This is a genomic window from Inquilinus limosus MP06, assembly GCF_000767795.1.
Classification (GTDB): domain Bacteria; phylum Pseudomonadota; class Alphaproteobacteria; order DSM-16000; family Inquilinaceae; genus Inquilinus; species Inquilinus limosus_E.
The window spans coordinates 1-7,245 of the sequence record NZ_JANX01000316.1 but is presented as its reverse complement, the minus strand read 5'-3'; the positions used below and the strand labels follow the sequence as shown (position 1 = coordinate 7,245).

Here is a 7,245-nt window from a genome sequence, read left to right as displayed (position 1 = left end):
CGAGGCACGGCGGGCCGAGGTGCTGGAGCAGGCGCCGAACGGGGTCGAGACGCCGTGGCGCGACGGGGCATCGACCGGCCGGGTCCGCCCGGTCTCGACCTTCATCGACGCGTCCGGCCGCTTCTGCCGCGAATTCGTCGAGGCGGTCGAGGGCCCGGACGGCCCGCGCAGCGGCGGTGGCATCGCCTGCCGCGTCGGCCAGCGCGACTGGCGCATCTGGTGGCCCGACGGCAAGGACGGCGGCCAGGCGCTGTAGCCCGGCCGCTTCCCGCTCAGTTCCCCACCGGCCGGGCGTCCGACACGAAGGGGCGGTACTGGAACAGCCAGGTCTCGGACGCCACCTGGTCGCCGACCTTCAGGAACAGGCGCATCTCGACCGGGTCGTCGCCGTCGACCGCCAGGTCGAACTGGACGCGCCAGTGGCCCGGCACGTCGTCCGGCACCGCCTCCATCAGGGTGTAGGAGGAGAAGGTGCCGCGCGAGGCCCAGAACACCGGCTCCGGCTTCACCCCGAAGGGCAGGTTGACGAGCGGGCCGCCGAGAAACTCGACCATGAACTTGCGCACGCCCTCGGGGCGTGGCTGGCCGGGCTGGCCGCCGCGGCCGAGCCGCGTCGCCACCACCCGGGCCAAGTCGGTCGGATAGGGCTCGTCCGCCAGCCAGTGGATGCGGTAGGCGAAGGGCAGCTCGTCGCCGGCCTTGGTCGGCGCCTCCGGGTGCCAGTAGGCGACGATGTTGTCATGGATCTCGTCGTCGGTCGGCAGCTCGACCAGCTGCACCTGGCCGCGGCCCCAGTCGCCGAGCGGCTCGACCCAGGCCGAGGGACGCAGGTGGTAGCGCACGCCGTCCTGGTAGTGGTCGAAGTTGCGGTCGCGCTGCAGCAGGCCGAAACCCTTCGGCGACTGGTCGGAGAAGCTGGAGATCACGATCCGCGCCGGGTTGTTCAGCGGCCGCCAGATGTGCTCTCCGCCGCCGGTCCACATCGCCAGCCCGTCGCTGTCATGCACCTCCGGCCGCCAGTCGATCGCGGTCTTCTTCACGGTCTCGGAGTACCAGAACATCGAGGTCAGCGGCGCCACGCCCAGCCGCTCGACCGGCTGGCGCAGGAACAGCGTGGTCTCGACATCCATCACCACGCCGGCGGTGCGGCGCATCAGGAAGCGGTAGGCGCCGGTCAGGCTGGGCCCGTCCAGCAACGCATAGACCGTCACCGCGTCGGCGTCGGACCCGGCGGGCTCGAACCAGTAGCCGATGAAGTCCGGGAACTCCTCCGGCCCGCCCGAGCCCGGGGTGATGGTGATGCCGCGCGCCGACAGCCCGACCTGGCCGAGCTCGCCCTTGGCGCGGAAATAGGAGGCGCCGAGGAACGCCACCCAGGGCTCCTCGGTCTTCCAGTCGCCCTTGTCCTTGGCCTCCTGGATCCAGAAGCCGGCGAAGGCCGACGGCTCCGGCGCCAGCTTGGCGGCCGGGCTGTCCGGGCCGACGGTGAAATACTGCGGATCGTACAGGATCTCGCGCGCCGTGCCGGCGGCGGGGTCGACCGCATGCATCTTCACGGTCTTCGGGAAGAACCGGCCGACATGCTGGAAGGTGACCGGATAGGCGCCGGGCTGGCCGTCGCCGTACAGGGCATATTCCGGCTTGTACTTCAGCTTGCCATGGGCGTCGTAGTCGATCGATTCCACGATCGCCGGGTCCGGCCGCGGCGGCGGGGCGTAGGGCCCGGCGGCCATGGTCCGGGCGCGGTTCTTCAGCGCGTCGTAGGAGAACGGCCCGGCATCGCCGTAGCGCAGCCCGGCCGGCGGCGCGGCCAGGGCCGAGGCCCCTCCGAACATCCCGAACATCTGGGTGGCGGCGGCCAGCTTCAGCAGGGTACGGCGGTCGAGCATGTCGGTCCTTTCGCTGCGGCCTCCGGGCGGCCGGGGCGTCGTGCCTTCCTTACCAAGCCGGACGGCGGGAAGCCAAGTCCGGCCTGGCGTCGGCCCCTTTGCAAGACGGCCGCCCGCGGCGTAGATCACAGGACCGCATGGAGGATCCGATGGACAGCCGCCTCGACCGCATGATCGCCCGCCTGACCACCCAGCGCCGGGCCTTGGAGCGGGCGGCGGAGGAGATCCGGGGCCTGCCCGGCCCGGTCCTGGAGATCGGGCTGGGCAAGGGCCGCACCTACAGCCATTTGCGCAAGCTGTTCCCGGACCGCGCGATCATCGCCTTCGACCGTGACCTGCACGCCCCGGCGGATGCCGCGCCCGCCGGCGCCGACCTGGTGCTGGGCGATTTCCGCGAGACCTTGCCGGCCTTGTCCGGCCGCGCGCCCGCCGCCCTGGCCCATGCCGATTTCGGCAGCGAGGACAAGGCACGCGACGCCGCCCAGGCCGGCTGGCTGGCAGAGCTGATCGACCGGCTGATGGCGCCGGGCGGCCTCGTGGTCAGCGACCGGGCGATGCAGGCGCCGCGCTGGACCGCCCTGCCCTTCGACACGCCGGACTGGCCGTATTTCCTCTGGCGCGTGGGCTGAGGCGCGGCCCCGCCTCCCTTCGCATCCGCAACACATTGCCGCACTGCAACACACCCATGCCGGATCAGGGGTGGTCCCGGCGTGTCCTGTCCTATCTTGTATACGGAATGCACGGGTCACCCGAGCAAGACGTGAGAGTGTGATGAGCAAGGCACGCCGGGCTAAGCCCGACTGGTTCATGATCGCCCTTCCCCTCGTCGCCCTCGCGGCGTGTCTCTGGCCCACACCGGGCGTCACGGGCGGCCCCCTCCACTGGGACTGGATCTCCACCTACGGCGTCTCCGTCGTCTTCTTCCTCTACGGCCTGACCCTGGCGCCGGAGAAGATGCGGGCCGGCGCGTCGCATTGGCGGCTGCACCTGCTGGCCACCGCCGGCACCTTCATCCTGTTCCCGGCCCTGGTGCTGGGCGCCGGCGCGATCGGCAAGGGCTGGATCGAGCCCGGCCTGCTGCTGGGCTTCTTCTTCCTCGCCGTGCTGCCCTCGACCATCTCCTCCTCGGTGGCGATGACCTCGCTGGCGCGCGGCAACCTGCCGGCCTCGATCTTCAACGCCACCCTGTCCAGCCTGATCGGCGTGCTGATCACGCCGCTGATGATGGCCTGGTACACCCACAGCCAGGGGACCTCGATGCCGCTGGGCCCGGTGCTCTTGAAGGTGGCGCTGCTGGTGGTGCTGCCGATCGTGCTCGGCCAGCTGGTGCGGCCGCTGCTCGCCGCCTGGGCCACCCGGCACTACGCCCGGATCAAGATGGCCGACCGGGTGATCATCCTGGCGATCGTCTACGGCTCTTTCGCCGATTCCATGGCGTCCGGCATCTGGTCGCAGCAGGACCCGATCGTGCTGGTCGAGATCGTGGTCGGCGTGGTGCTGCTGTTCGGCATCGCCTTCGCCATCATGTGGGGCGTCTGCCGCCTGGTCGGCTTCGACCTGCCGGACACCATCGCCGCCACCTTCTGCGGCTCGAAGAAGTCGCTGGCGACCGGCGTGCCGCTGGCCCGGCTGATGTTCGGCGCCACGCCGCAGCTCGGCCTGGTGCTGGCGCCGGTGATGGTGTTCCACTTCTTCCAGCTGATGGCGGTCAGCGTCATCGCCGGCCGCCTCGCCGCCCGCCCGATGACGGATGCGGAGGTGCGCGAGGCCAACCGGAACAAGAGCGAGACGCCGGCGCGCAGCCAGGCGGCGAAGGCAGCCTGACGCTCCAGCTTTAGGACTTGTTACCTCTCCCTCTCCATGTCAGCCTTCCGGCATTACCAGACACGGAGGGGGAAATTATGTCCCGGATCGGCCGCCGTACATTCCTGACCGCTGCCGGTGCCGTCGCCGCGAGCGCCTGGCTGCGGCCCGGCATCGCCGCCGCCGCGACCATCACGCCGGGCGACGCCGACGTGCTGCTGGTCATCGACGTGCAGAACTGCTTTCTGCCCGGCGGCAGCCTGGCGGTCGCCGACGGCGACAAGGTGGTGCCGGTGATCAACGCCCTGGCGACGCGCTTTCCCAACATCGTCGCGACCCAGGATTGGCACACGCCGGGCCATGTCTCCTTCGCCTCGGCCCATCCCGGCGCCAAGCCGTTCGACACCGTCAAGCTGCCCTATGGCGACCAGGTGCTGTGGCCCGACCATTGCGTCCAGGGCACCGGCGGCGCGGAGCTGTCGGCCGGCCTCAAGCTGCCGACGGCGGAGCTGGTGATCCGCAAGGGCTACCATCCGACGGTCGACAGCTACTCCGCCTTCAACGAGGCCGACGGCACGCCCACCGGCCTGGCCGGGTACCTGAAGGAACGCGGCATCCGCCGGGTCTTCGCGGTCGGCGTCGCCACCGATTTCTGCGTCTGCTACAGCGCCATCGACGCCCGCAAGGCCGGGTTCGAGGCCTTCGTCATCGACGACGCCTGCCGCGGCATCGACACCGAAGGGTCGCTGGCCAAGGCCTGGACCGCGATGACCGCGGCCGGGGTGCAGAAGATCGTCTCGGCGGATATCGGCTGAGGTCGTCCCGCCCTTTTCCTGTCATTGCCGGGCTTGACCCGGCAATCCAGGGGCTTTCAAGAACAGCTCTTGGTGGCCCCTGGATCCTCGGGTCAAGCCCGAGGATGACAGTAGGGGCGGGTTGCTCGCTCAGATCCCCTTCACCAGCCCGCCATCGACCAGCAGGTTCTGGCCGGTGATGTAGGCGGCCTCGTCGGACAGCAGGAAGGCGGTGGTGGCCGCAATCTCCTCGACCGTGCCGAAGCGCTTCGCCGGAATCTGGGCGATCAGCTCCGGCTTCTCCGGATAGCTGTCGATGAAGCCGGGCAGCACGCTGTTCATGCGGATCCCGGCTTCAGCGTAGCGGTCGGCATAGAGCTTGGTGAAGGCCGAGAGCCCGGCCCGCAGCACCGACGACACCGGGAAGGCCGCGCCCGGCTGCGCCGCGCCGAAGGCGGAGATGTTGACGATGGCGCCCTTCCCCGCCTGCTCCATCGTCGGCGTCACCAGCCGGGCCAGCCGCACGACATTGACCAGGATCAGGTCGAGACCGAGATGCCAGTCGGCGTCCGGGATGGCCAGCAGGTCGCCCTTCGGCGGATGGCCGGTGTTGTTGACCAGCGCGTCGATCCGGCCCCAGCGCTCCAGCGTCGCATCGACCAGGCGCTGCAGGTCCGCCGGCTCGGTCACCGATCCCTGCACGGCGATGCCGCCCAGTTCCTGTGCCAGCGCGGTCACCGCGTCGGAGGTGGCGAACAGCGCCAGCCTGTAGCCGCGCCGGGCCAGCTCGCGCGCGATCGCGGCGCCCATCCCCTTGCTCGCGGCGGTGACGATCGCCACCCGTTCGGTCGTGCCCATGCTTCAGTCTCCTTGTCGCGCCTGCTTGACAGATGCGCCCGCCGGGCCGAAGGGACAAACGGGAAGTTCTTCACCCAGGCTGCAGGAAAACTACATGCTCGCCGACCGGCTGCCGCCGCTGAACGGCCTGCGCGCCTTCCGCGCCGCGGCCCGGCATCTCAGCTTCCGGGCGGCGGCCGAGGCACTGAACGTGACCCAAAGCGCCGTGGCCCAGCAGGTGCGCGGGCTGGAGCAGGCGTTGGGTGCCCCGCTGTTCGAGCGCCATGCCCGCGGCCTGGCCCTGACCCCGGCCGGCGAGGCCCTGCTGCCGCCGGTCGAGCAGGCCTTCCGCCTGATCGCCGACGCCGCCGAGCGGATCATGCAGCAGGCCGAGGTGCTGACGGTCAGCGCCACGCCCAGCTTCGTGTCGCGCTGGCTGGTGCCGCGGTTGGACGGCTTCACCCGCCGTCATCCGGGCATCGATGTCCGCCTCTCCGCCTCCAACGACTTGGTCGATTTCCGCCGCGACGGCGTCGACATCGCCATCCGCTACGGCACCCGCGTCGATGCCGGCCTGTCCGCGCAGCTGCTGTTCCCGGCCGACCCGGTGGCGGTGTGCAGCCCGGCACTGTGCCGGGCCGGCGGCACGCTCGACCCGGCCGATCTCGGCACCCGGGTGCCGCTGCTGCACGATTCCCATTTCCTGTGGGGCGAATGGTACCGCGCCGCCGGCCGCGACGAGGCCGAGGCCCGCCGCGGCGTCCGCTTCAGCCACACGCTGCACGCGATCGAGGCGGCGCTGCTGGGTCAGGGCATCGCCCTGGTGCCCCGCCCGCTGGTCGAGCGTGAGCTGCGGGCCGGGCAGCTGGCGGCGCCGGACCTCGGCATCAGCCTCCCGCCCGCCCGCGGCTTCCACATCGTCGCGCCGCCGGAGCTGTGGGACACCCGCAAGGTCGCGGCGATGCGGCTGTGGCTGCTGTCCGAGGCGGCGGGCTGACTCCTTGCGTTGCCTTCCTCGCGAACTCTCTTTCACGTCATTGCGAGGAGGCGAAGCCGACGAAGCAATCCATGCCTCCGCTCTTGCTGCCCGATGGATTGCTTCGCTGCGCTCGCAATGACGGCGTTGGGGCGGGAGAGGCAACACCAGGATCTCTCCGGCTCGACTTGCCGCGCCCCATTCTTTCCGACAAGAAGAGCGGATGCGGATCCTTCTGGTCGAAGACAATCCCGATCTCGGGGAGGCGGTGGAGAACCGGCTGCGCAAATCCGGCCATTCGGTGGAATGGGTGCGCGACGGGCTGGCCGCGGTCGAGTCCGCCGGCCACGACGCCTTCGATGCCGTGCTGCTGGACATCATGCTGCCGGGCCAGGACGGCTTCGCCGTGCTGCGCGACCTGCGCCGGCGCGGGATGGACGCCCCGGTGCTGGTCGTCACCGCCCGGTCGGAGATCGACGACAAGGTCGGCCTCCTCGACCTCGGCGCCGACGACTACCTGGTCAAGCCCTTCGACCTGCGCGAGTTGGAGGCGCGGCTGCGCGCCCTGCTGCGCCGCCCGGCCGGACAGACCAGCAGCACCGTCGCGCACGGCAACGTCACGCTCGACCTGGCCGGCCAGGCCGTCACCGTCGCCGGCCAGCATGTCGAGTTCGGTCGCCGCGAGTTCCGCCTCTTGGAGATCCTGCTGGCCCGCGCCGGCCAGGTCGCGGCCAAGGACCGGCTGATGACCCAGCTGTTCGGCGACGAAGCCGATGTCTCGGTCAATGCGCTGGAGCTGCTGGTCTCCCGCGTCCGCCGCAAGCTGGAGGGCGCCGATATCGACATCGTCACCCTGCGCGGCACCGGCTATCGCGTGCAGTCGCGCGGGACGCGGGAGTGACCCGATGACGATAACGGGCCTCTCCGGTGCGAAGCGTTTGCCTCT

General features: G+C 70.6%; 8 protein-coding genes. 6 read left to right on the top strand and 2 right to left on the bottom strand.

Annotation, left to right across the window (positions count from 1 at the left end; genetic code table 11):
* Positions 1 to 256 (top strand): hypothetical protein (locus P409_RS39080; protein WP_034843425.1); only part of this gene is annotated, 256 nt, incomplete at its 5' end.
* Positions 257 to 272: 16 nt separating this feature from the next.
* On the opposite strand, the gene P409_RS21370 is transcribed toward P409_RS39080, so the two are convergent.
* Positions 273 to 1,889 (bottom strand): glucan biosynthesis protein, encoded by a 1,617-nt coding sequence (locus P409_RS21370; protein WP_034843420.1) that lies wholly within the window; start codon positions 1,887 to 1,889, stop codon positions 273 to 275.
* Between the two features lie 149 nt (positions 1,890 to 2,038).
* Here P409_RS21370 and P409_RS21365 point away from each other — a divergent pair, with 149 nt between their 5' ends.
* The 3 genes from P409_RS21365 to pncA all read left to right on the top strand — a co-directional run bounded on the left by P409_RS21365 (position 2,039) and on the right by pncA (position 4,507).
* Entirely contained in the window at positions 2,039 to 2,518 is a 480-nt protein-coding gene (locus P409_RS21365) for a class I SAM-dependent methyltransferase (protein WP_034843430.1), read from the top strand.
* A 142-nt stretch (positions 2,519 to 2,660) separates the two neighbouring features.
* Positions 2,661 to 3,713: a bile acid:sodium symporter family protein gene (locus P409_RS21360; protein ID WP_081991679.1), complete on the top strand. Its 1,053-nt coding sequence runs from the start codon at positions 2,661 to 2,663 to the stop codon at positions 3,711 to 3,713.
* 77 nt (positions 3,714 to 3,790) lie between these two features.
* Entirely contained in the window at positions 3,791 to 4,507 is a 717-nt protein-coding gene (gene pncA / locus P409_RS21355) for a bifunctional nicotinamidase/pyrazinamidase (protein WP_034843418.1), read from the top strand.
* A gap of 129 nt (positions 4,508 to 4,636) precedes the next feature.
* On the opposite strand, the gene P409_RS21350 is transcribed toward pncA, so the two are convergent.
* Positions 4,637 to 5,344: an SDR family oxidoreductase gene (locus P409_RS21350; protein ID WP_034843414.1), complete on the bottom strand. Its 708-nt coding sequence runs from the start codon at positions 5,342 to 5,344 to the stop codon at positions 4,637 to 4,639.
* Between the two features lie 94 nt (positions 5,345 to 5,438).
* Here P409_RS21350 and gcvA point away from each other — a divergent pair, with 94 nt between their 5' ends.
* Together gcvA and P409_RS21340 are read left to right on the top strand one after the other, a co-directional pair.
* Positions 5,439 to 6,320, top strand: coding sequence for a transcriptional regulator GcvA (gene gcvA, locus P409_RS21345; RefSeq protein ID WP_034843409.1), 882 nt, complete (start codon positions 5,439 to 5,441; stop codon positions 6,318 to 6,320).
* Positions 6,321 to 6,522: 202 nt separating this feature from the next.
* The gene (locus tag P409_RS21340) at positions 6,523 to 7,200 is read left to right on the top strand and encodes a response regulator transcription factor (protein WP_034843407.1); all 678 of its coding nucleotides are present in this window, start codon (positions 6,523 to 6,525) and stop codon (positions 7,198 to 7,200) included.
* Positions 7,201 to 7,245: the final 45 nt, after the last annotated feature.

Coding starts and splice junctions, on each gene's coding strand:
- P409_RS21370 (WP_034843420.1), bottom strand. CDS start 1,889: ATGCTCGACCGCCGTACCCTGCTGAAGCTGGCCGCCGCCACCCAGATG.
- P409_RS21365 (WP_034843430.1), top strand. CDS start 2,039: ATGGACAGCCGCCTCGACCGCATGATCGCCCGCCTGACCACCCAGCGC.
- P409_RS21360 (WP_081991679.1), top strand. CDS start 2,661: ATGAGCAAGGCACGCCGGGCTAAGCCCGACTGGTTCATGATCGCCCTT.
- pncA (WP_034843418.1), top strand. CDS start 3,791: ATGTCCCGGATCGGCCGCCGTACATTCCTGACCGCTGCCGGTGCCGTC.
- P409_RS21350 (WP_034843414.1), bottom strand. CDS start 5,344: ATGGGCACGACCGAACGGGTGGCGATCGTCACCGCCGCGAGCAAGGGG.
- gcvA (WP_034843409.1), top strand. CDS start 5,439: ATGCTCGCCGACCGGCTGCCGCCGCTGAACGGCCTGCGCGCCTTCCGC.
- P409_RS21340 (WP_034843407.1), top strand. CDS start 6,523: ATGCGGATCCTTCTGGTCGAAGACAATCCCGATCTCGGGGAGGCGGTG.